This is a genomic window from Streptomyces sp. NPDC003379, assembly GCF_053589195.1.
The window spans coordinates 205,255-226,370 of record NZ_JBSFRK010000002.1; the positions used below are offsets into that span (position 1 = coordinate 205,255).

Below are 21,116 nucleotides of genomic sequence, written 5' to 3' on the forward strand. Positions count from 1 at the left end.
GGCGACCGGAGCGCACAGGGAGGGCGGTGACCCGGAGTGTCCGGTTCCGCACGGTTCGTGTTGTGGCGAACTCATGACCTGTTTTGCACGGCCTTGGCCTTACGGAAGGGGGGTACGCGGCCATTACGCTTGGCCCTTTGGTCCCCCCGTCCATCCAATCGGAACGCGAGATTCATGACCGTCACCGGCACCGAAGACGTACTGCTTGTCCATGGCGGAACCCCGCTGGAGGGCGAGATCCGTGTCCGCGGCGCGAAGAACCTCGTGCCCAAGGCCATGGTCGCCGCGCTGCTCGGCAGCGCTCCGAGCCGGCTGCGCAATGTCCCCGACATCCGCGACGTACGCGTCGTACGCGGCCTGCTGCAGCTGCACGGCGTGACGGTCCGCCCCGGTGAGCAGCCGGGCGAGCTCATCATGGACCCGTCGCACGTGGAGAGCGCGAACGTCGCCGACATCGACGCCCACGCCGGTTCGTCGCGGATTCCGATCCTCTTCTGCGGACCGCTCCTGCACCGCCTCGGGCACGCCTTCATCCCCGGCCTCGGCGGCTGCGACATCGGCGGCCGTCCCATCGACTTCCACTTCGAGGTGCTCCGCCAGTTCGGCGCGACCATCGAGAAGCGCGAGGGCGGCCAGTACCTGGAGGCCCCGCAGCGGCTCCGCGGCACGAAGATCAAGCTGCCGTACCCGTCCGTGGGCGCCACCGAGCAGGTCCTGCTCACCGCCGTGCTCGCGGAGGGTGTGACCGAGCTCTCGAACGCCGCGGTCGAGCCGGAGATCGAGGACCTGATCTGCGTCCTGCAGAAAATGGGCGCGATCATCGCCATGGACACCGACCGGACCATACGGATCACCGGTGTCGACAGCCTCGGCGGCTACAACCACCACGCCCTCTCGGACCGCCTGGAGGCCGCCTCCTGGGCTTCCGCGGCCCTGGCGACCGAAGGCAACATCTACGTCCGCGGCGCCCAGCAGCGCTCGATGATGACGTTCCTGAACACCTACCGGAAGGTGGGCGGTGCCTTCGAGATCGACGACGAGGGCATCCGCTTCTGGCACCCGGGCGGCTCGCTCAACGCGATCGCCCTGGAGACGGACGTGCACCCCGGCTTCCAGACCGACTGGCAGCAGCCGCTCGTCGTCGCCCTGACGCAGGCCGCGGGCCTCTCCATCGTCCACGAGACGGTCTACGAGTCGCGGCTCGGCTTCACCTCCGCGCTCAACCAGATGGGCGCGCACATCCAGCTCTACCGCGAGTGCCTGGGCGGCTCCCACTGCCGCTTCGGCCAGCGGAACTTCCTGCACTCCGCGGTCGTCAGCGGCCCCACGAAGCTCCAGGGCGCCGATCTGGTCATCCCCGACCTGCGCGGCGGCTTCTCGTACCTCATCGCGGCCCTCGCGGCCCAGGGGACGTCCCGCGTCCACGGCATCGACCTGATCAACCGCGGCTACGAGAACTTCATGGAGAAGCTCCAGGAGCTGGGCGCGAAGGTCGAACTCCCGAACGGCAAGACGGCGCTGTAGCCAGTCCAGCCCGGCCGGCGTTTGAGGCCATCTTTTAGGCGGCACGCGAAAGGGCGGCCACCCAACCGGGTGGCCGCCCTTCTTCGCTGCTTAAGGCTTACTTGCCCTTAGCGGCTTCCTTCAGCTTGGAACCAGCCGAAACCTTGACGCTGTAGCCGGCCGGGATGTTGATCGGCTCGCCGGTCTGCGGGTTACGGGCGGTGCGAGCGGCACGGTGGGTGCGCTCGAAGGTCAGGAAGCCGGGGATGGTGACCTTCTCGTCGCCCTTGGCAACGATCTCGCCGACGGTCTCGGCGAACGCGGCCAGCACGGCGTCGGCGTCCTTGCGGGTCACCTCGGCGCGGTCGGCCAGCGCGGCCACCAGCTCACTGCGGTTCATGTTTGTACTCCCGTGTTCTTTTGCCGTTGAGGCGTGATCGAAGCCGATGCTGCCAGGGTCCTCGGACAGTCCCCGGACCCGGGTCTGGCGTCAGACCCTCGCGCCCGATTACGCATCCTGCCCCCACCTGCGGCGGGAAAGCCAATCCGGCACCCTCCGAAGGGCCGCAGGGCCATGGTCCGCCACCCTAAAGGGGCGTTTACGAACCGGTGTCCCGCGACGCGCCGACGGTCAGGCGGACGTGGGACCCGTCACAGTGGCCCCCGCGGCCTTCGCGGCGGTGCGCACCGCACCGGCCACCGCGCCCGCGACCTTGTCGTTGAAAACGCTGGGGATGATGTAGTTCCGGTTCAGCTCGTCCTCGGCGACGACGTCGGCGAGCGCGCCCGCGGCGGCCAGCATCATCTCCGTGTTGACCGTACGCGACTGGGCGTCGAGCAGGCCGCGGAAGACGCCGGGGAAGACCAGGACGTTGTTGATCTGGTTCGGGAAGTCCGAACGCCCGGTGGCCACAACTGCCGCCGTCTGACGGGCGATTGCCGGGTCGACCTCGGGGTCCGGGTTCGCGAGCGCGAAGACGATGGCGTCGTCGGCCATGGCGGCGACGTCCTCGCCGTTCAGCACGTTCGGGGCGGAGACGCCGATGAACACGTCGGCGCCGACGACGGCCTCCTTGAGGGTGCCGGTGAGGCCCTCGGGGTTGGTGTTGTCGGCGATCCAGCGCAGCGGCGAGTCCTGCTCGGCGCCGACCAGGTCCTCGCGGTCGGCGTGCACGACGCCGTGGATGTCGGCCACCACGGCGTTCTTGACGCCCGCGGCGAGCAGCAGCTTGAGGATGGCCGTGCCGGCCGCGCCGGCGCCCGACATGACCACACGGACGTCGCCGATGCCCTTGGCCACCACGCGCAGCGCGTTGGTGAGCGCGGCCAGGACCACGATCGCGGTGCCGTGCTGGTCGTCGTGGAAGACGGGGATGTCCAGGGCCTCGCGCAGCCGGGCCTCGATCTCGAAGCAGCGGGGCGCGGAGATGTCCTCCAGGTTGATGCCCGCGAAGCCGGGGGCGATCGCCTTGACGATCTCGACGATGGCGTCGGTGTCCTGGGTGTCCAGGCAGAGCGGCCAGGCGTCGATGCCGGCGAAGCGCTTGAAGAGGGCCGCCTTGCCCTCCATGACCGGCAGAGCGGCCTTCGGGCCGATGTTGCCGAGGCCGAGAACGGCCGATCCGTCCGTTACGACCGCAACGGAGTTGCGCTTGATCGTGAGGCGGCGCGCGTCCTCGGGGTTCTCGGCGATCGCCATGCAGACCCGGGCGACACCCGGGGTGTAGATCATGGAGAGGTCGTCACGGTTCCTGATGGGGTGCTTGGACGCCATCTCGATCTTGCCGCCGAGATGCATCAGGAACGTACGGTCGGAGACCTTGCCGAGGGTCACGCCCTCGATGGTGCGCAGCTGCTCGACGATCTCGTCGGCGTGCGTGGTGGAGGACGCCGCGATCGTCACGTCGATCCGCAGCATCTCGTGGCCGGAGGCCGTGACGTCGAGGCCGGTGACCGAGCCCCCGGATGACTCGACGGCCGTGGTGAGCTGGGAGACCGCCGTTCCGCTCGCGGGCACCTCCAGCCGGACCGTCATCGAGTAGGAGACGCTGGGCGCCGTTGCCATGGCCGACTTCCTCTGCTTTCACCTTGTAGCTCTTGCCGTCCGATGGTCGCACCTACCGCCGAGTACGTGGTAGCCGCCCCGGATTGAGAACGTTTTGTTCACCGGCCGCTGCACTTCGTTTTCGGAAACTAGTTTCCACCATACGAGAAGTTGCGGGAAACAGAAAGAGGCCCACGTCACTTGGTGACGTGGGCCTCTCTCCTACGTTCATGACACCGACCCGCCATGCTCGCCTCGCGGCAAGTGGTCGCTCGTAGCGACGAAGGTTGGGCCCGGGGGCTTGGATCGAGCCGGTGCCACATCCAAGGTAACAAACGATTCCCGCAAGGCAATTCCCGTCCCGGGAATCAATCCCGGAGCAGGTCCGGCACGCCCTCCCCGTCCGGGTCGTCCCGCTCCCCGGAAAGGACCGTGAGCTGCTGCGTCGCGCGCGTCAGCGCCACGTACAGGACCCGCAGGCCCGCCGGGGACTCGTCCGCGATCTCCGCCGGCGAGACGACGACCGTCGCGTCGTACTCAAGGCCCTTGGCCTCCAGACTGCCGAGCGCCACCACCCGGTCGCCGAGCCCCGCCAGCCAGCGGGCCGCCTGGTCGCGGCGGTTCATCGCGACGACCACGCCGACCGTGCCGCTCACCCGCTCCAGGAGCAGGGCCGCCTCCTCGCGCACGGACGCGCCGAGATCCCCGCCGCGTACGACACCGAAGCGGGGCTCCACGCCGGTGGAGCGGACCGCCGACGGGGACTCGGCGCCCGGCATCGCCAGGGCCAGGACCTTGGCGGCCAGATCCGCGATCTCGGCGGGGTTGCGGTAGTTGACGGTGAGCGTGAAGCGGCGGCGCGGGCGGCTGCCCAGGGCCTCGTCGCGGGCCGCGGCCGCCTCGTCCGGGTCGGACCACGAGGACTGCGCCGGGTCGCCGACGACCGTCCAGGTGGCGTGCCGCCCGCGGCGGCCGACCATGCGCCACTGCATGGGCGTGAGGTCCTGCGCCTCGTCGACGATGACGTGGGCGTACTCGGTGCGCTCCGCCGCCAGGCGTTCGGCGCGCTCGCGCTGGGTCTCCTCGCGCTGCGGCATCAGCTCTTCGAGGCCGGTCAGCAGGTCGAGCGGGTCAAGCTCCTTCTTCTTGCGGGGCCTGTGCGGCGTACCGAGGATCGCCTGGAGCTCGTCGAGCAGCGCCACGTCGTGCACGGACAGCGCGTCCCGCTTGAGGGAACGGGCGACCTTGCGGACCTCGCCGGGGTTCAGGACGCGGCGCGCCCAGCGGCCCAGGCGCCGCTCGTCGCCCATCGCGGACAGGACCGCGCGCGGGGTCAGCTCCGGCCACCACGCGTCGAGGAAGCGGATGAAATCGTCCTCGGACGTGATGTCGTCGTCGAAGGAGGAGCGCAGTTCGGCGGCGAGTTCCGGGTCCGAGTGGCGGCCCGCGGCCCCGGACTGCGACCAGAGGGCGTCCAGGAGCAGCTTGCGGGCGCGCGGGCGCAGCAGGTTGACGGGGGCGGTGCCGCCGAGGGCGTTGCGGCGGACGCGGTCCAGCTGGTCGGCGTCCAGCTCCAGGCGGCGGCCGAAGGCGACGACGCGGAGGCGGGTGGGGGTGCCCCGGGGCTCCTGGGGTTCCGGCGCCGGGTCGTCACCGAAGGTCAGCTGCTCGTCGCGGGGGGCCGCGGGCCTGGCCCGTACGCCCTCCAGCGCGCCCCGTGCCGCCTTGCGCAGCACGCTCAGCATCCGCGAGGACCCCTTGACGCGGGCCACCGCCGGAGAGTCGTACACCGTGGCCCCGATGCCGTCGACCAGGGAGCCGACCGCGCGGATCGCCACCTGGCCCTCCTCGCCGAGGGAGGGCAGGACGCCCTCCGTGTAGGCGACCAGGAGCGGCGTCGGGGAGACGATGAGGATGCCGCCCGCGTAACGGCGGCGGTCCTGGTAGAGGAGGTAGGCGGCGCGGTGCAGCGCCACCGCCGTCTTGCCGGTGCCGGGGCCGCCCTCCACGTACGTCACCGACGCGGCGGGCGCGCGGATCACCATGTCCTGCTCGGCCTGGATCGACGCCACGATGTCCCGCATCGAGTGGCTGCGCGCCTGGCCGAGCGCGGCCATCAGCGCGCCGTCGCCGATCACCGGGAGCTCCTCGCCGTCCAGGCGGGCGGTGATCTCCGGACGCATCAGGTCGTCCTCGACGCCGAGGACCTTGCGGCCCTTGGAGCGGATGACGCGGCGGCGCACGACGCGGCCCGGGTCGACCGGGGTCGAGCGGTAGAAGGGGGCGGCGGCGGGCGCGCGCCAGTCGATGACGAGCGGGGAGTAGTCCGCGTCGAGGACACCGATGCGGCCGATGTGGAGCGTCTCCGCGATCTCCGCCGTGTTGTCCTCGCCGATCGCGCCCTCCGCGGGCTCGACCGCCGTGTACGCGCCGTCCGGGCCCTTCTTGCCGTCCTTGCCCCGGAGCAGGTCGATGCGGCCGAAGAGGAAGTCCTCGAACTCGTTGTTGAGCCGGTTGAGATGGACGCCGGCGCGGAAGACCTGCGCGTCGCGCTCGGCGAGCGCGCCCGGCGTGCCCACCTGGGAGCGCTGCGCGGCGTCGTTCATCAGGAACTCGGCCTCGTGGATCTTCTCTTCGAGACGTCGGTAGACCTGGTCGAGATGGTCCTGTTCGACACTGATCTCGTGGTCGCGTGTGCCTGGCGGCATTACTGCGTTGAGGTCGGCCACCGAGGCCCCTTTCAGACGTGCTGCTCGCCCGTGATGAGCAGCCGTCCACCGTACGCGAAAGGGACCCCGCTTGTGCACCTCCTCCTCTACGTCGGCCTGTACGTCGGCCTATACGTCGACCGTGACCAGGCGGTCGCCGTCGAACGTGGTCACCTCGAAGTGGTCGATGTCGGCGCGGTCCATGGCGGCGCCCCCGTGGACGTACAGAGGATCGCGCGCCCATTTGTTCGGGCTGTCCTTGATGCCGTAGCCCCACTTGGGCACCGACCAGGTGGTGACCGTCTCCTTCGCGCCGTTCTTGCCGACCGCGACCAGGGAGCACTTGAGCGGGCCCTTGACGTTCTTCAGCTCCAGGACGGTGTGCGTGCCCCAGGCCTTCTTCTCCGTGCCGACCGTGGCGCTGACCTTCGTCGACGGGTCCGTGGCCCGCGCCTTCTCGTCCATGTGGTGGAAGAAGGCGTCCTCGGCGGGGCTGGTGGGGTGCGGGTGCGGCCGCTGCCCGACGGCGACGTCCTTCGGGCCGCCGTCGCCGTCCCCGGTCACCGCGAGGACGGTGAGCGGGCCGCCGACGATCAGCGCGACCGCCGCCGCGACCAGGAGCAGCCCGCGCCTGCGGCGCCGCTCGCGCCGCAGCGACACCTCGGCGACGAGGCGGTCGGCGAGGCGGGGACCGGGGCGGGCCGCGAGCCGTTCACCGATGGCCGGTACGCCGTGTCCGCCGGGGACGTCCGCGAGCGCCGCCAGCATCGGCTCCACGCCGGAGAGCTCCTCCAGCTGCCGCGCGCAGATCCCGCACCCGGCGAGATGCTCCTCGAACCGCGCGGCCTCGGCCTCGTCGAGCACGCCGATGGCGTAGGCGCCGACGGTCTCGTGGATGGTGTCGTCCTGCCACGCGCCGTGGTGGCCGTAGGACTCGGTCATGCCGTCACCCCCCGCTCCTCCAGTGCGAGCTTCATCGAACGAAGCGCGTAGAAGACCCGTGAGCGGACCGTGCCGCTGGGTATGCCCAGCGTCTGCGCCGCCTCATTGACCGTACGCCCTTTGAAGTAGGTCTCGACAAGTACCTCTCGGTGCGCGGGAGTCAGGTCCTCCAGCGCGTCGGAGAGCGTCATCAGCCACAGCGCCTTATCGATCTCGTCCTCCGCGGGGATGACCTCCAGCGGCGACGGATCGACTTCCTGCGGCCGGGCCTGCCGGCTGCGGTGGCCGTCGATGACGATGCGCCGGGCGACCGTCACCAGCCAGGGGCGTACCGAACCGGTCGCCCGGTTGAGCTGACCGGCGTTCTTCCAGGCACGGATGAGCGTTTCCTGCACGACGTCCTCGGCCCGCTGCCGGTCTCCCGCCACCAGCCGCAGCACGTACGCGAGGAGGGGACCCGCGTGCTCGCGGTAGAGCGCGCGCATCAGCTCCTCGTCCGGGCCCGGTGGCCGGCCAAGGCGGTGCCGGGGCGGCTGCGGGCGTTCATCGGCCACGGCGGAATCCTTGCGCACGTCTGCCTCCGGTGTCCGCGCTTCGGGCGGGTCGGGCGGATCTCACGTCGGAGATACGTACGTGGGGCGCGGGGTGTTCAACGGACCGCGGAAACAGGTGGTTCAGGTGCGGGCGAGCGCGGCCCTGCGGCGGTGCCTCGCGACCCGTTCGCGGTTGCCGCACACCTCGCTGGAGCACCAGCGGCGGCGGTGCCCGCGGGACGTGTCCAGGTACACGATGAGGCAGTTGTCGCCCTCGCACTGGCGCAGCAGGGCGCGGGCCGCCGGGTCGGTGAGCAGGTCGACGGCGTCCCTGGCGACGCAGGCGACGAGCGCCGCGCAGCCCGGGTCGTCGCGCAGGGCGCGGACCAGGGTGCCGTCGGCGGCGCGCACCGCGCGGGGCGCCGGAGGCGCGGCGGCGGCCAGCGCGTTGACGCGCTCCAGCGCACCGGCGGCGGGCGCACCGCCGATCTCGCCGAGCACCAACTCCTCGATGCAGGCGCGCAGTTCCTGGAACGCGCTGAGCCATGACGGGCCCGCGCCGGGCAGGGGCGCGCCCGCCGGGACGAGGCCGGCGCCCGCGAGCCAGGCGCGCAGCCTCGCCACGGAGTCGAGCCGTTCCACGGGGTGGTTCGTCGCCACGAGGTCCAGGCTGCTCCGCCCGGAGTCGAATCGCAGCTCGTACGGAGCCGGGGCCGTGCCCAACGCCATGCGCCTGTCACCGCCTTGGAGGTCACCGGTGAGTGAGTGCCGTTGCGTACCCCCTACAGTGCCTGTCCCCCGGCGGGTCCGGAACCCCCGCCACCGCACGGCGTTCGACGAACCGTCAGTTGAGCGCTCAGTCGGTGTACTTGGACTCCGTCGCCGGGTCGATCGCGAGGCGGTAGCCCCTCTTGACCACCGTCTGGATCAGCTTCGGCGTACCGAGTGACGTACGCAGCCGGGCCATCGCCGTCTCCACCGCGTGCTCGTCACGGCCGGCGCCCGGCAGCGCGCGCAGCAGTTCGGCGCGGGCCACCACCCAGCCGGGGCGGCGGGCGAGGGCGCGCAGGAGGGCCATGCCCGCGGGCGGCACGGCCCGCAGCTCCTCGTCGACCAGCACGGCGTGGCCGCGGATCTCCACACGGTGCCCGGCGACGGGCAACGCCCGCGCGCGGGAGGGCAGTTCCTGGCAGAGCAGTTGTACGAGAGGGCCGAGCCGGAAGCGTTCGGGCTGGACGGTGGCCACGCCGCGGGACTGGAGCGGCAGCGCGGTCACGGGCCCCACGCAGGCGGCGAGCACGTCGTGGTCGAGGGCGGCGAGGAACTCGTCCGCCATGCCCCGCTCCTCCGCGCGGGACAGCAGCGACGCGGCGGCGGGCGCGCTGGTGAACGTCAGCGCGTCGACGCCCCGTCCGACCGCCGCGTCCAGCAGCCGGTCCACGGGCGCGAGGTCCTCCGGCGGCATCCACCGGTAGACGGGCACGCCGACGACCTCCGCCCCGCCGGCCCGCAGCGCCTCGACGAAGCCGGGCAGCGGCTCGCCGTGCAGTTGCAGCGCGATGCGCCGCCCGTCGACGCCCTCGCCGAGCAGCCGGTCGAGGACCTCGGCCATGGACTCGGAGGAGGGCGACCACTCCTCGGTGAGCCCGGCGGCGCGCACCGCGCCCTTCACCTTCGGCCCGCGGGCGAGCAGTTCGACGCCGCGCAGGCAGCCGAGCAGGGCCTCTCCGTACCCCCAGCCGTCGGCGGCCTCGATCCAGCCGCGGAACCCGATGGCGGTGGTGGCGACCACGATGTCCGGGGCCTGGTCGATCAGCTGCTTGGTGGCGGCGAGGAGTTCGCTGTCGTCGGCGAGCGGCACGATGCGCAGTGCGGGGGCGTGCAGGACGGTGGCGCCGCGCCGCTGGAGCAGCGTGCCGAGCTCGTCGGCGCGGCGGGCCGCGGTCACGCCGACGGTGAATCCGGCGAGGGGGCCGTGCGCTGCCGGGGCGGCGTTCGACGGGCTTGGCTGCGGTGGAGTGGCGTGCATAGTTCGTCTCGTCTCGTCCCGCTCGTGGCTCGTGGGCGGCGGACGACCGAGCCTGTCAACGGCGCGTGACAGGCCCGGATCACTGCGATGTCCGCCGTGTTACGTCACACCTCGGCATAGCTGAGCTGCGGCTTCGCGTCCGTATCGGCCCCGGCGACCGTACGCGTACGCATGGCTGTCCTCCCGCGAAGGTATACGGCCCAGGTGACGACCGCGCACACCCCGTAGAAGGCGAGGAACCCGATGAACGCGCCCGTGCCCGAGCCCACGGTCTGGAAGGACTGCCGCAGAGCGAGGTTGATGCCGAGCCCGCCGAGCGCGCCGACGGCCCCGATGAGCCCCATGGCGGCCCCCGACAGCCGCCGCCCGTAGGCCGCGGCCTCCTCCCCCACGAGCCCCTTCGCCTCCGCCTTGGCCTGGAAGATGCCGGGGATCATCTTGTACGTCGATCCGTTGCCGAGCCCGGTGAGCACGAACAGGGCGATGAAGGCGCCGACGAACAGCGGCAGCGACTCCTCGACGGAGGCGGCCACGACGACGCCGGTCGCGGCGCCCATGCCGACGAAGTTCCACAGGGTGATGCGCGCCCCGCCGAACCGGTCGGCGAGCCGTCCGCCGACGGGCCGGATCAGCGAGCCGAGCAGCGGGCCGATGAAGGTCAGCTGGGCGGCCTCCAGGGGCGTACGGCCGAACTGCGTCTGGAGGACGAGCCCGAAGGCGAAGCTGTAACCGATGAACGACCCGAACGTCCCCACATACAGGAAGGCCATGATCCACGTGTGCGCGTCCCGCGTGGCGGCCTTGACCGCGCCCGTGTCGTTGCGCACGGACGAGATGCTGTCCATGTAGCGGGCGGCGCAGAAGACGGAGACGAGGATCAGCGGGATGTAGATGCCGAGCACCACCCGGGGCCCGCCGCTCGCCCCGATGACGGCGAGCCCGACGAGCTGGACGACCGGTACGCCGATGTTGCCGCCCCCCGCGTTGAGCCCGAGCGCCCATCCTTTCTTCCGCAGCGGGAAGAAGGAGTTGATGTTGGTCATGCTGGAGGCGAAGTTGCCCCCGCCGACGCCGGTGAGCAGCGCGCACACCATGAAGGTGGTGTAGGAGGTCCCCGGCTCCATGACGGCGAAGGCGGCGACGGTCGGCGCGAGCAGCAGCGAGGCCGCGATGACGGTCCAGTTGCGGCCGCCGAAGCGGGCGACGGCGAAGGTGTACGGGACGCGGACGACGGCCCCGACCAGGGTCGCCATCGACACCAGGAAGAACTTCCCGGCCGGGTCGATCCCATACTCCGGTCCCATGAACAGGACCATCACGGACCACAGGCTCCAGATGGAGAACCCGATGTGCTCCGAGAGCACCGAGAAGGCGAGGTTGCGCCGGGCGACCCGCTCGCCTCCCTCCTCCTTCCAGAACCTCTCGTCCTCCGGGTCCCACCGCTCGATCCACATCACGCGCCTCCACGGCTAGTCCACGGGCATCGGCCGGCGCTCCCGAAAGTGCCGACGGTCCCGAAGGTAGGGAGATCGCGTTTCGGCCCTGTGGCGTGGAGTGACCGTCGGGGAACGTTGCTCTCACGTGGGGTGGGCCGGGGTGGTGAGGGCCGGGGATGAGGGCGGTGGGGTGGTGAGGGCCGGGGGCCGCTCAGCCCAGGTGGGTGTCGCCGAGTGACACCAGGAGGCGGCGCAGCGCCCAGTCGAGCGCCTCGCGGTCGGCGGGGGTGAGGGCGGCCAGCATGCGTTCCTCGTTGGTGATGTGGTCGACGACCGCGCGGTCCACGAGGTCCAGGCCCGCTTCGGTGAGGCGTACGCGGATGGCCCGGCGGTCGGCGGGGTCGGGGTGGCGTTCGATGAGGCCCTTGCGTTCCAGCTTGTCGAGGCGGTTGGTGATGGCGCCCGAGGTCACCATCGCCGTCTTCAGGAGGCCGCCCGCGGTCAGCTCGTGCGGGGCGCCGACCCGGCGCAGCGTGGCGAGGACGTCGAACTCCGCGAATTCGAGGCCGTAGTCGACGAAGACCTTCTTCATGCCCTTGCTCAGCAGGTGGTCGGCGCGCTTGATGCGGCCCACCAGGGCCATCGCGTCCAGGCCCGTGAGGTCGAGGTCGGGGCGTTCGCGGCGCCACTGGGCGCGGAGCGCGTCGATGGCGTCGGGCTGGGGCTGTTCCGGCTGGGGCTGTTCCGACGGCTCTTGCTCAGCCATGGCTGTAGCACTCCGAATCTCTCAACGTTCAGATACTTGACGTTCGTAGACCGAGGGTCCATATTTATCTCAACGTTGAGAATAACAGCGTTGAGGGGAAGAGCGAGGGGAAGCCTCATGTCCGTCAGCAAGAGCACCGTAGAGCGCCCGTCCGCACGGACGGTCAAGGCACCGGCCACCAAGCTGGCGGCCAGCAAGATCGCGGTCAGCAAGACCCCGGTGGCGTCCCGCACCACCGCCAAGGCCGCCGCCGGCATCGCCGCGCTCGCCGCGATCGGCCCCGCCACCTGGGGCACGACGTACGTCACGACCACCGAACTGCTGCCCCCGGACCGCCCGTTGCTCGCCGCGGCCCTGCGCGCCCTGCCGGCCGGGCTGATCCTGCTCGCGCTCACCAGGCGGCTGCCGAGCGGCGACTGGTGGTGGAAGGCGGCCGTGCTCGGACTGCTCAACTTCGGCGCCTTCTTCCCGCTCCTCTTCTTCGGCGCCTACCGCCTGCCCGGCGGCGTCGCCTCGACGGTCTCCGCGGTCATGCCGCTGCTCGTGGCGGGCTTCGGGGTCGGCGTCCTGAAGGTGCGGCCCACCCGCCGTACGCTCACCGCGGGCCTCGTCGGTGTCGTGGGCGTCGGGCTGCTGGTCCTGCGCGGCAGCGCGGCGATCGACGCCACCGGGATCATCGCGATGCTGGCGGCCACGACGCTGATGGCCCTCGCCGTGGTCCTCAGCAAGCGCTGGGGCCGCCCCGAGGGAGTCTCGCTGCTCGCCCTCACCGGCTGGCAGCTCACCGCGGGCGGCCTGGTCCTTGCGCCCATCGCCCTCACCGCGGAGGGCCTGCCGGACCACTTCACCGGCGCCAACGTCGCCGGGTACGCCTACCTCGGCATCATCGGCACGGCCATCGCGTACGCCCTGTGGTTCCGCGGCATCGAACGCCTCCCCGCCTCCTCGGTCTCCTTCCTCGGCCTCACCAACCCGGTGGTCGCCACGCTCGCGGGCCTGCTGCTCCTGGGCCAGACGCTGACCGCCTGGCAGCTCGGCGGCCTGGCCCTGGTCCTGACGAGCGTCCTCCTCGGCCAAGCGCCGCGAGCCCCGCGAGCCCCGCGAGCCGCCCGTAAGCGATAACCCCTAGCCCCACCACTGAACGACGACACAAGGAGCGAACGAACCCCATGCGCATCACCGTCTTCGGAGCAGCAGGAAACGTGGGAAGCCGCGTCGTCACCGAGGCCCTGGCCCGCGGTCACGAGGTCACCGCGGTGGTCCGCGACCCGGCGCGCTACCCGGAACTGCACCCCGACGCCACGCACCGCACCGGCGACGCGGGAAACCCGGACCACGTGGCGGAGTTGGCCACAGGGCGGGACGTCATGGTGAACGCGACGAGACCGGCCCCGGGCCGCGAACACGACCACGTGACCATCACCAGAGCCATACTCTCGGGCCTGGCCCACACCCCCGGCATCCGCCTCCTGGTGGTCGGCGGCGCGGGCAGCCTGACGGTCCCCGACAGGGAGGGCACCCTGGCGATCGACGACCCGAGATACGTCCCTACGGCCTGGCGCCACATAGCGGAGGCCTCCAACGCCCAGTACGACGCGCTCCGCACGGCGGACACGCCCGTGAACTGGACCTACCTGAGCCCCTCCGCGATCCTGGAACCGGGCACCCGCACCGGCACGTTCCGCGTCGGCAAGGACGACCTCCTGGTGGACACGGACGGCAACTCGTCCCTCTCCATGGAGGACTTGGCAGTAGCCCTCCTGGACGAAACGGAACACCCCGAACACTCCCGTGCGCGCTTCACGGCCGGGTACTGACCGACTGCCTGACTGACGCTCAGCGGTTGACGGCCTGGATTTCCCGCACGACGACATCCTGGGCCGCGCCGTACACCCCGTCCGGCAGGTCGCCGCCGTCACCCTCGGTGCTGGTCCAGGTGATCTTCCAGGTGAGGGTGGCGTTGAGCTCGTACGCACCGTCCTTGGCGGAGGCCCGCAGGTACCGCACGCCGCACGTCGGCTCGGTGTCCGCGGGCGTCCCCTTGGCGCGAGGCCGGCCGATCCGCCCGCCCTCGATGGGGCACTCCCCCGAGGCCGGGTACGTCTCGGCGTCCGCCGTCCCGGGGTCGATCGTGAGGGAGACGGGCTCCGCGGTCGTCGTCGCGGAGAGACCGGACCCCGGGATGCCCGCCGTCACGGAGACCTTCTTGAACTTCGCCTTGTCCAGCCAGACCCAGGTCGGCAGGTTGACCTTCGTCTCGCCCGTCGGGGCCATCGTGATCTCGGTGTCCGGGACGGGGAGTTCGTCATAGGCGTACTCGGCGAGGATCTTCGGGGTGACGGCGAGGGGCTCCGTGGGAGTCTGGCCCTCGTCGACCCAGAACGGCTGCTCGTCGCACGCGCTGGCCTCCGGGTCGTCCTTGCGGTTCGGATTGACCGCGGCCGCCCAGAACATTCCCTCTCCCTGCTTGTCGAGGTTGTAGTCCTTGTACGGCTTGCCCTTCTTGTAACGGTCGTCGAGATAGTCACCGATGAACTCGCCGACCCCGTCGAAGAGCGGGACGCCATCACCGAAACCGCGCCACGCCTTGACGGTCTTCTCGATCTCCTTCGGGGAGAACGCGGGCTCGTACCAGCACGCGGGCGGATTCCAATTGCTGTCCGCCGATGAAAGGTTGCCGGTCGTGGCGGATCGCGTGTCGCCGTTGACGGACGTCCGCACCTTCGTCTGGACGGTGATGGTGCGGCCGTTCTTGCCGCCCTTGGCGTCTCTGCTGGGAGCCCCGGGGTTCGTCCAATCTGCCCATGCCGCAGGCGCGGCCTGCACGGTAAACAGCATGGCCGCGCACACGGCCAGGGCTACAGTCCTGCGCGTCACGGCTGGCAAACCTCGCTCCCCCGCTCCGAGGTGCTCTTGGTGAGCTGCCACACACCCTTGGAGTTCTTACGGAGCCGGTCGTTGTAGAAGACGTACGAATTCTTCGTGGCCTTGGTGACGTTCGTCTTCTGCGTCTTGCGGTCCTTCGTGTACCCCTTGGACTCGTCGGCGCAGTACGTGAGGCCTGCGGAACCGTCCTTGCTGAAGACGACCTTGCGGTTGAAATAGCGCACCTTGCCGGTCAGCGTCGTGTCGGCCTTGATGAACCCACTGACCCATTCGACCGAACCCAGCAGGGCCGAGTCCTTGCTGTAAAAAACGATGGCTTCTGATTTGGGGTCCTGCTTGTCGATGGCCTCGACAATGGCGCGCTGATACTCCGCACTGTCACGCAGCACCGCGTCGGTCTTCGCCTCGCCCGTCGTCTCCGGGGTGAAGCCCAGCTCAACGCCCTTCGGCAAGGTGACCTCGGGCCGCTCGATCCCGTCCGACGACGCCGATGGGGAGGGTGACTTCTTCGCCCCGTCCCCCGATCCGGCCCCGGCGATCTTGTCGTTGTCCTTGGACTCCCCGTCGCCCCCTCCGCAGGCGGAGAGCGAAAGGACTGCCGCAGCAGTGAGGGTGGCCGCTGTGAGCAGGGCAGGTCGGCGGTTCACGGTCAGCTCCTCGTGGGACGAGAGTTCTCTTGCAGCGATCCAAGCTATCCAACCGAGCGTGGCCGCGCGCCGCCGCATCCCGGCACGCGGCTCACCCGCCGCGCCTACTTCGCCGGGAACTTCCAGACGGTCGGCTCGGCCTCGCTGCCCTCCGGGGTCCACTGGACCTCAAGTTCCTTGGTGCCGACGGGGACCAGGTAGGTCTGGCAGAGCACGTGGCTCTCGCCCTTCTTCCAGCCCTCCAGTTCCAGCTCGTCCTCGCAGCCCGCCGCGTCCTCGGAGGCGCCGATCAGGAGGCCGCCTCGGGTGCCGTCGGCGTAGATCTCCGCGCCGTCGCCCACGTCCGGGACGTCCGCGAGGGGGGCGCCCGCCTTGTGGGTGTACTTCACGTGGGCGACCGCGGCGACCAGGCCCTTGGCCTTCTTCGGGTCCGAGACGAGCTTCTTGGTCTCCGCCTCCGTGCCCAGGTCGACCTTCTGCGCGGCGACGTCGTACGTGACGGTGGCGTCGCCCTCCTTGACCTTCCCCGTGGTGCTCTCGCCGGCCTTCAGCGCGGCGGGCTCCTTCGGCTTGGCCTGGGAGTTGGCGGCGTCGGTCTTCGGCTTCTCCTCCGACTTCTTGTCGTCACCGCCGCCGCAGGCGGTCAGCGCGAGGGCGAGTACGGCGACGGGCGCGGCGAAACGCAGCGCGGTCTTCTTGCAGAGCAAAGTGATCTCCTGGCAGTGATGAACCCGCCGCCCCGCGGGCGATCGACCCGTGCGAGCAGCAGGAAGAGCCGTCAGCTTAGGAGTCGTGCACATGGCACGTCGAGATCATCACCGGTCATCGACCCACCCCCGTTGGCGATTGCAATGCTTTGCGCGTCGCCGCGTCCAATGCCGCCCCGTCCAGCGTCTTTTCGCACACGTGCACTTCACCAAAGCGAAGGGTGTTGCTTGTGCGACTGATGTGGCCTGATCGTCCCGGCTTCCCAATGCCCCCATTTCCTGGGGTTTTTCGGCTCATTGCGGTCACCAACCCGCGCGTAACAGTCGCGCAACGCAATGGGCTTCGCTTCTGAGCCTCCGCTAAGAGCGGGCAGAACGGGAAGTGGGCCACAGTCGTGGGCTCCGCCTCGCCGCCAGGTCCTCGACCCAGCCCACGGCCACGATCACCACGCCGATCAGCGGCCATATCAGCAGCGCCATCCAGAGCATGTACGTCGTGTCCAGCGCCGAGCTCCAGCGTTCGTCCTCCATGAACGGCAGGTCGTACGCCATGTCGATGACCGGCACCGTCGCCGTGATCAGGAGGTTGTGCCAGAGGTAGATCGTGACGGCCCTGGTGTTGGAGAGCGTCACCAGCCTGTCCCACTTCGCGAGCCTGCCCGGCAGCTCCTGCCACGAGGGCGCGTACGACAGCAGGATCACGACGAAGCCGAACGACCAGGCCGCCTGCGCCAGCGGGATGTCGTTCAAGTCCCAGCCGTCGGGGCCCAGGTGGTCCGATGCCCACCACAGGCCGAAGGCCATGACCAGGGACGACGCCGACACCGCCAGATAGCGCGGGACGCGGGCGAGCAGACCGTCCTGGTGGGCGAAACCGAGAACCCAGCAGCTGCCGTACACCGCGAAGTCCGTGACCGCGTTGCCCGTCTCACCGGGGATCGTGACGACGCCCGTGCCGATCACCGCGGTCAGCGCGAGCGGCGCGAACAGTGTCGCCCACGGCGCCTTGCGGAACGCCCACAGCAGCAGCGGCGAGGCGATGACGAACCACAGGTACGCGCGGAGGTACCAGAGCGGGCCCACGGCCTGCACCGGCCAGGTGTCCTCCAGGAGGCCCGCCTTGTCGCCCAGGTGCCAGGGGAAGGGCGGCGCGCCCGCCGGGAACACGTAATTGAGCATGCTCAGCACGCCCGGGGTGCCCCAGGTGCCCCCGTGGTCGGGGTCCTCGGAGACGTTCCAGCCACCGGCCAGGAGGAGGACGAGCGCCGCGGTGCTGAACACCCACAGGGGAGGCAGGAGCCGGCGGACGCGGCCCTTGATCACATCCCACGCCGGGCGTTTCAGCGAGCGCGCCATGAGCGAGCCCGCCAGCGCGAACATCACGCCCATGGAGGGGAACACGATCGTCAGCCACGCCCAGCCGAACAGGTGGTAGACGACGACACGGACCAGCGCCAGCGAGCGGAGCACGTCGAGGTAGCGGTCCCTGCCCGGCTTCTCGTCGACCGCGGGGGCCTTGGACAGCAGGCTCTGGCCCATGTGCGGAATCTGGCTCATAGGCGGAATGTGGCTCATAGGCGGAATGCGGCTCATGCGACCGGCCTCCGGTCATGGTCGCCCGGCCGCCGCTGTCGCGAGATGGCGCCGGGCGCCTCCACCACCCCCGTGCGCCGGAGCTTCTGCCAGCGAAGGCGGCCTCCGGTGAGAGCGGTGATCCAGGACTGCAGCAGTACGACGTACATCAGCTGCCGGTAGAGGATCTGCTGGAGGGGCAGCGAGATCAGGTGGGTCATGCGTTCGCGGTCGAGGCGGAACGCGTACGCGGCGCACACCGCCTGGACGGCGAGGACGCCGAGCCAGGCGGCGACGGTCTTCTGGGTGGGCCCGAAGACCAGGCCGTAGAGCAGGAATACGTCGATGAGGGGGGCCAGGAGCGGTGCCAGGACCATGAAGAGGGACACCAGGGGCAGGCCGACGCGGCCGAAGCGTCCGGAGGGGCCGGATTCGACGAAGGCGCGGCGGTGCTTCCAGATGGCCTGCATCGTGCCGTACGACCAGCGGTAGCGCTGGGACCAGAGCTGCTGGACGGACTCCGGGGCCTCGGTCCAGGCGCGCGCCTTCTCCGCGTACACGACCCGCCAGCCGTCGCGGTGCAGGGCCATGGTGATGTCGGTGTCCTCGGCGAGCGTGTCGTCGCTCATGCCGCCGACCCGCTCCAGAGCGGACCGCCGGAACGCGCCGACCGCTCCGGGGATGGTCGGCATGCAGCGCAGCACCTCATACATCCGGCGGTCGAGGTTGAAGCCCATCACGTACTCGATGTGCTGCCAGGCGCCGATGAGAGAGTCCCTGTTGCCGACCTTCGCGTTGCCCGCGACGGCGCCCACGCGCGGGTCGCCGAAGGGCTGCACCAGTTCGCGGACGGTGGACTGCTCGAAGACCGTGTCACCGTCCATCATCACGATGAGGTCGAAACGGGCGTTGGCCAGGCCCCTGTTGAGGGCGGCGGGCTTCCCCGCGTTCTGCTGGCGTACGACGCGTACGTTCGGCAGGCCGAGGCCGGGGCCCAGGCTCAGCCCCAGGCCCTCGGCGAGCGCCGCCGTGCCGTCCGAGGAGCCGTCGTCTATGACGACGACCTCGATGGGGTGGTCGCTCGCCACCAGGGAACGGACGGTGGCCTCTATGCACTTGGCCTCGTTGTACGCGGGGACCAGGACGGAGACCGGCTCGGTGATCTGTGGGCCCCAGTGGAAGTCCCGCCGCCGCACCCGGCGGGCGTGCGCCGCGGAGAGCAGCAGCATCAGGCCGAACCGGGTGAAGACGAGCACACCGATGACGGCGAGCGCCACGACCAGACCGTCGGTGATGCGCCCGGAGGCGCCGACCAGGAAGACCCAGGCCTTGCCCTTCCACAGGTCGACGCCGCCGACCCGCGTGTGCGCGCTGGGCCCGTCCAAGACCTCGGTGAGGTTCCCGAACTCGTAGCCCCGCTCCTGGAGCTCGGGCACAAACCGGTCGAGCGCGGCGACGGTCTGCGAGCGGTCGCCGCCGGAGTCGTGCATGAGGACGATGGCGCCCTCGCCTCCCTGGGGGGTGGCGCGGCGGATGATCTCGTCGACGCCCGGGCGCTTCCAGTCCTCGCTGTCGGTGTCGTTGACGACGGTGAGGTAGCCGCGGTCGCCTATGTGCTGGGCCACCGGATAGGACTTGTCGTCCATGGCGTTCGAGAAGGAGGAGTACGGGGGCCGGAAGAGGGAGGTCCGTATCCCGGCCGCTCCGGCGAGCGCGAGCTGGTTCTGCGAGAGCTCCCAGTCGATGCGGTCGGTGGACCGGTAGGAGAGGTCGGGGTGGTTGAAGGTGTGCAGACCGACCTCGTGGCCCTCGTCGACCATGCGCTGGACCAGGTCGGGGTGGCGCGAGGCCATGGTGCCGGTGACGAAGAAGACGCCGTGCGCGCGGTGCTTCTTGAGGACGTCGAGGACCTTGGGGGTCCACTTGGGGTCCGGTCCGTCGTCGAAGGTGAGCACGAGCCGGTGATCGGGCACGCGCAGACTGGCCTCGCGTTCGCCGCGGGTGTCTATGACGGGGCCGCCGTCGAGCATCTTCCGCGGCACGTGGTCGGTGGGCGCGGGCGGTCTGACGCGGTGGTCGGCGAGGATCTCGCTGTGTACGTATCCGCGCAGCATCAGCATGGCGAGCAGCGCGAGGAGCAGCAGCGAGGGCAGCAGATGGCGGAGGGGCATCCGCCGCCACCATCCGGCGGGCCTCGCCGTGGCTGCCGTGGGGCGGTGGCCCTTGGGGCGGTGGCCCTCCGGGCGGTGGCCCTCGGGGCGGCGGTCCGTGGGGCGGGGGCTCTCGGGGCGGCGGTCCGTGGGGCGGTGGCCCTTGGGGCGGTGGTCTTCGGGGCGGTGGCCCTTGGGGCGGTGGCCCTTGGCGCGGTGGCTTTGGTTGCCGTTGGGCTGAAGGCGGCTGCTGGGCTGAGGACGGCTGCCTGCCTGGCCGTGGCTGGTGGGCTGGACGTGGCCCAGAGGCTGGGAGCGGCTGTCGGGGTCGGCATAACCCCCTGGCTGGGGACGGCTGCCGGGCTCGGCATAACCCCCTGGCTGGGGACGGCCGCCGGGCTCGGCGTAGCCTCCAGGCCGCGTGCCGCCGCCGGGCTCGGCGTGCCGGCCAGGCTGCCGGGAATCCTGGCCCTTCGGGACGTGACTGTCCTGGGGCCGGTCCGGTCGGCGGCCCCGGTTTGTGCGGGAGTTCATCGCTGAGCGTCCTCCGAGGGCGGTGGGGAGTCATCGGGGGGCCGCTGGGCGGGTGAGGTGTATCCGGCGGGGACGTCGGTGCCGTCGGCGGGGGCCGTCGACTGTGCGGGTGGGTCGGGGGGCGGGGCGGTCGGGGCCGGGGTGTCCGGGGTGGGGAGCGGGGCGGTCGGGGCCGGGGCGGGGGCGGCGCCGTCCGCGGGGGCGGGGGCGCCGCCTCCGTCCGTAGGCCCCCGGCCCGGAAGCGCGCCGTCGGCGTCACCGCTGCGGGCGGGGCCCGGCCCCGCATCGTCACCGGGCTCGCCCGCGACCTCCGTGCCGTCCGTGGCGCCCTGCGACGGGGTCGCGCCGCCGGAGGAGGCGGCGGACGGGCCCGCCGGGATGCCCGGTGGACCCACCTTGCTCGCCGGCCTGCCGTCCCCGCCGCTCTCGCCACCCTCGCCGCCCTTGGGGTCCTGCACCGGCAGCCACGGCGCGCTGGAGTTGCCCGAAAGCAGCGTCCCCACGATGACCAGGGCATAGACCGCGCAGGCTATGCCGACGATCACGCCGATCCGGCGGTACCTCCGGCTGCGGCGGCCCGTCTCGTCGACGAAGACGGGGCCGTCGGCCGCGCCCTCCGAGCCCGCCCCGGGGGGCAGGTCCGCCAATATGCGCCCCGC

Annotated in this window: 18 protein-coding genes; 3 read left to right on the forward strand and 15 right to left on the reverse strand. The window is 71.0% G+C overall.

Annotation, left to right across the window (positions count from 1 at the left end):
- Positions 1 to 174 precede the first annotated feature (174 nt).
- Complete coding sequence (gene murA / locus ACWDVB_RS03505) at positions 175 to 1,524, forward strand: UDP-N-acetylglucosamine 1-carboxyvinyltransferase (RefSeq protein WP_451515541.1); 1,350 nt, start codon at positions 175 to 177, stop codon at positions 1,522 to 1,524.
- Between the two features lie 97 nt (positions 1,525 to 1,621).
- Here murA and ACWDVB_RS03510 read toward each other — a convergent pair whose 3' ends face one another.
- The 9 genes from ACWDVB_RS03510 to ACWDVB_RS03550 form a co-directional block, all read right to left on the reverse strand.
- Entirely contained in the window at positions 1,622 to 1,903 is a 282-nt protein-coding gene (locus tag ACWDVB_RS03510) for an HU family DNA-binding protein (protein WP_016645140.1), read from the reverse strand.
- A 231-nt stretch (positions 1,904 to 2,134) separates the two neighbouring features.
- Entirely contained in the window at positions 2,135 to 3,568 is a 1,434-nt protein-coding gene (locus ACWDVB_RS03515; RefSeq protein ID WP_451519287.1) for a malic enzyme-like NAD(P)-binding protein, read from the reverse strand.
- 347 nt (positions 3,569 to 3,915) lie between these two features.
- A complete protein-coding gene (locus ACWDVB_RS03520; protein WP_451519289.1) occupies positions 3,916 to 6,255 on the reverse strand; it encodes a HelD family protein in 2,340 nt (779 codons plus the stop codon).
- 129 nt (positions 6,256 to 6,384) lie between these two features.
- Positions 6,385 to 7,197: an anti-sigma factor family protein gene (locus tag ACWDVB_RS03525; RefSeq protein ID WP_451519286.1), complete on the reverse strand. Its 813-nt coding sequence runs from the start codon at positions 7,195 to 7,197 to the stop codon at positions 6,385 to 6,387.
- On the reverse strand, positions 7,194 to 7,769 hold the full coding sequence (locus tag ACWDVB_RS03530) for a sigma-70 family RNA polymerase sigma factor (RefSeq protein WP_451519285.1): 576 nt from the start codon (positions 7,767 to 7,769) through the stop codon (positions 7,194 to 7,196). Before ACWDVB_RS03530 ends, ACWDVB_RS03525 begins: the two co-directional genes overlap by 4 nt.
- A gap of 102 nt (positions 7,770 to 7,871) precedes the next feature.
- Positions 7,872 to 8,459, reverse strand: coding sequence for a CGNR zinc finger domain-containing protein (locus ACWDVB_RS03535; protein WP_451519284.1), 588 nt, complete (start codon positions 8,457 to 8,459; stop codon positions 7,872 to 7,874).
- Between the two features lie 127 nt (positions 8,460 to 8,586).
- Positions 8,587 to 9,759 carry a uroporphyrinogen-III synthase gene (locus tag ACWDVB_RS03540; RefSeq protein ID WP_451519283.1) on the reverse strand — a complete coding sequence of 391 codons (1,173 nt, stop codon included), beginning with the start codon at positions 9,757 to 9,759 and terminating at the stop codon, positions 8,587 to 8,589.
- Positions 9,760 to 9,863: 104 nt separating this feature from the next.
- The gene (locus ACWDVB_RS03545; protein WP_451519282.1) at positions 9,864 to 11,213 is read right to left on the reverse strand and encodes a nitrate/nitrite transporter; all 1,350 of its coding nucleotides are present in this window, start codon (positions 11,211 to 11,213) and stop codon (positions 9,864 to 9,866) included.
- 193 nt (positions 11,214 to 11,406) lie between these two features.
- Positions 11,407 to 11,961 (reverse strand): MarR family winged helix-turn-helix transcriptional regulator, encoded by a 555-nt coding sequence (locus ACWDVB_RS03550; RefSeq protein ID WP_451519281.1) that lies wholly within the window; start codon positions 11,959 to 11,961, stop codon positions 11,407 to 11,409.
- Positions 11,962 to 12,078: 117 nt separating this feature from the next.
- Here ACWDVB_RS03550 and ACWDVB_RS03555 point away from each other — a divergent pair, with 117 nt between their 5' ends.
- Positions 12,079 to 13,083, forward strand: a complete 1,005-nt coding sequence (locus tag ACWDVB_RS03555; RefSeq protein WP_451519280.1) for an EamA family transporter — start codon at positions 12,079 to 12,081, stop codon at positions 13,081 to 13,083.
- Between the two features lie 47 nt (positions 13,084 to 13,130).
- The gene (locus ACWDVB_RS03560) at positions 13,131 to 13,778 is read left to right on the forward strand and encodes an NAD(P)-dependent oxidoreductase (protein ID WP_451519279.1); all 648 of its coding nucleotides are present in this window, start codon (positions 13,131 to 13,133) and stop codon (positions 13,776 to 13,778) included.
- 19 nt (positions 13,779 to 13,797) lie between these two features.
- Here ACWDVB_RS03560 and ACWDVB_RS03565 read toward each other — a convergent pair whose 3' ends face one another.
- The 6 genes from ACWDVB_RS03565 to ACWDVB_RS03590 form a co-directional block, all read right to left on the reverse strand.
- Entirely contained in the window at positions 13,798 to 14,838 is a 1,041-nt protein-coding gene (locus tag ACWDVB_RS03565) for a hypothetical protein (RefSeq protein ID WP_451519278.1), read from the reverse strand.
- On the reverse strand, positions 14,835 to 15,494 hold the full coding sequence (locus ACWDVB_RS03570; RefSeq protein ID WP_451519277.1) for a hypothetical protein: 660 nt from the start codon (positions 15,492 to 15,494) through the stop codon (positions 14,835 to 14,837). Before ACWDVB_RS03570 ends, ACWDVB_RS03565 begins: the two co-directional genes overlap by 4 nt.
- Before the next feature lie 104 nt (positions 15,495 to 15,598).
- Entirely contained in the window at positions 15,599 to 16,201 is a 603-nt protein-coding gene (locus ACWDVB_RS03575) for a hypothetical protein (protein WP_451519276.1), read from the reverse strand.
- Positions 16,202 to 16,561: 360 nt separating this feature from the next.
- On the reverse strand, positions 16,562 to 17,758 hold the full coding sequence (locus ACWDVB_RS03580; RefSeq protein WP_451519275.1) for an acyltransferase family protein: 1,197 nt from the start codon (positions 17,756 to 17,758) through the stop codon (positions 16,562 to 16,564).
- Positions 17,759 to 17,790: 32 nt separating this feature from the next.
- Entirely contained in the window at positions 17,791 to 19,944 is a 2,154-nt protein-coding gene (locus ACWDVB_RS03585; RefSeq protein ID WP_451519288.1) for a glycosyltransferase, read from the reverse strand.
- A gap of 509 nt (positions 19,945 to 20,453) precedes the next feature.
- Positions 20,454 to 21,104 (reverse strand): hypothetical protein, encoded by a 651-nt coding sequence (locus tag ACWDVB_RS03590; protein WP_451519274.1) that lies wholly within the window; start codon positions 21,102 to 21,104, stop codon positions 20,454 to 20,456.
- Positions 21,105 to 21,116: the final 12 nt, after the last annotated feature.

Coding starts and splice junctions, on each gene's coding strand:
- murA (WP_451515541.1), top strand. CDS start 175: ATGACCGTCACCGGCACCGAAGACGTACTGCTTGTCCATGGCGGAACC.
- ACWDVB_RS03510 (WP_016645140.1), bottom strand. CDS start 1,903: ATGAACCGCAGTGAGCTGGTGGCCGCGCTGGCCGACCGCGCCGAGGTG.
- ACWDVB_RS03515 (WP_451519287.1), bottom strand. CDS start 3,568: ATGGCAACGGCGCCCAGCGTCTCCTACTCGATGACGGTCCGGCTGGAG.
- ACWDVB_RS03520 (WP_451519289.1), bottom strand. CDS start 6,255: ATGCCGCCAGGCACACGCGACCACGAGATCAGTGTCGAACAGGACCAT.
- ACWDVB_RS03525 (WP_451519286.1), bottom strand. CDS start 7,197: ATGACCGAGTCCTACGGCCACCACGGCGCGTGGCAGGACGACACCATC.
- ACWDVB_RS03535 (WP_451519284.1), bottom strand. CDS start 8,459: ATGGCGTTGGGCACGGCCCCGGCTCCGTACGAGCTGCGATTCGACTCC.
- ACWDVB_RS03540 (WP_451519283.1), bottom strand. CDS start 9,759: ATGCACGCCACTCCACCGCAGCCAAGCCCGTCGAACGCCGCCCCGGCA.
- ACWDVB_RS03545 (WP_451519282.1), bottom strand. CDS start 11,213: ATGTGGATCGAGCGGTGGGACCCGGAGGACGAGAGGTTCTGGAAGGAG.
- ACWDVB_RS03550 (WP_451519281.1), bottom strand. CDS start 11,961: ATGGCTGAGCAAGAGCCGTCGGAACAGCCCCAGCCGGAACAGCCCCAG.
- ACWDVB_RS03555 (WP_451519280.1), top strand. CDS start 12,079: ATGTCCGTCAGCAAGAGCACCGTAGAGCGCCCGTCCGCACGGACGGTC.
- ACWDVB_RS03560 (WP_451519279.1), top strand. CDS start 13,131: ATGCGCATCACCGTCTTCGGAGCAGCAGGAAACGTGGGAAGCCGCGTC.
- ACWDVB_RS03580 (WP_451519275.1), bottom strand. CDS start 17,758: ATGAGCCAGATTCCGCACATGGGCCAGAGCCTGCTGTCCAAGGCCCCC.
- ACWDVB_RS03585 (WP_451519288.1), bottom strand. CDS start 19,944: ATGCCCCTCCGCCATCTGCTGCCCTCGCTGCTGCTCCTCGCGCTGCTC.